The 671-nt window shown below is 54.1% G+C and carries 2 protein-coding genes and 1 pseudogene; 1 reads left to right on the plus strand and 2 read right to left on the minus strand.

Annotated elements, in window-relative coordinates; all coding sequences use genetic code 11:
• Positions 1-18 precede the first annotated feature (18 nt).
• Positions 19-270 carry a helix-turn-helix transcriptional regulator gene (locus tag E0D98_RS25310; protein ID WP_045133520.1) on the plus strand — a complete coding sequence of 84 codons (252 nt, stop codon included), beginning with the start codon at positions 19-21 and terminating at the stop codon, positions 268-270.
• A 30-nt stretch (positions 271-300) separates the two neighbouring features.
• Here the strand turns inward: E0D98_RS25310 and E0D98_RS25315 are convergent, their stop codons facing one another.
• Both E0D98_RS25315 and E0D98_RS27655 read right to left on the minus strand, forming a co-directional pair.
• On the minus strand, positions 301-522 hold the full coding sequence (locus tag E0D98_RS25315; RefSeq protein ID WP_131891453.1) for a hypothetical protein: 222 nt from the start codon (positions 520-522) through the stop codon (positions 301-303).
• Positions 522-671: pseudogene (locus E0D98_RS27655) on the minus strand (transposase); the annotation flags it as partial. The gene E0D98_RS25315 and the pseudogene E0D98_RS27655, both read right to left, overlap by 1 nt.

The following is a 671-nucleotide window of genomic DNA, read 5'->3' on the forward strand; positions in this document are numbered from 1 at the left end:
CTTTTTCAAAGGTGTTTTATGACCGGCTGGGAACTGCGAATCTGGCGAAAAAGCATGCTCTGGTCACGCGAAAAAGCGGCCAGAGAATTTGGCGTGACACAGAGAACATGGCACGCCTGGGAAAATGCGGAGCAGGTGGATGTCACCGTCTGGAGGACCACCCAGGCACTTTCAGTCCGTGACCTGCTGCCTCACATGCAGGGGATGCGCAAGGCAGATATCATCTGGCGTCTGGAAAATGAACTGGGGGAAACGGCAGAGGATGTGTGAGCGTGATTCACAGCCTGGCAGAATGCCAGGCTACTGCTCATCAGGAAACAGCTTTTTCAGTTCTTCACCGGAAAGTCCGGTTGCCTCCTGAATCCGTTCCGGCGGCCAGCCCATATCCCGAAGCCGGCAGGCTGCTTCCCGCGCCACTTCAAGAGCGCCTTTTTGAACAAGACGTTCTGCAATCGTCATGCTGTTTGCTCTGCTCCTGCTGACAAAAAAACCCGGCATTTTGCCGGGCTTTGTGGTTCTCATCAGTGAGTGATTTTCTTCAGTTCGTCATCGGAAAGTCCGGTAGCCTGCTTAATCTGCTCCGGCGTCATCCCCATTTTCTGAAGCTGGCACGCAATAGCCAGGGCTTTTTCAAGCGCTCCTTCCATGCGTCCTTCCATGCGTCCTTCCAT

The sequence above is a fragment of the Escherichia sp. KCJ4928 genome, assembly GCF_004352695.1.
GTDB lineage: Bacteria > Pseudomonadota > Gammaproteobacteria > Enterobacterales > Enterobacteriaceae > ECMA0423.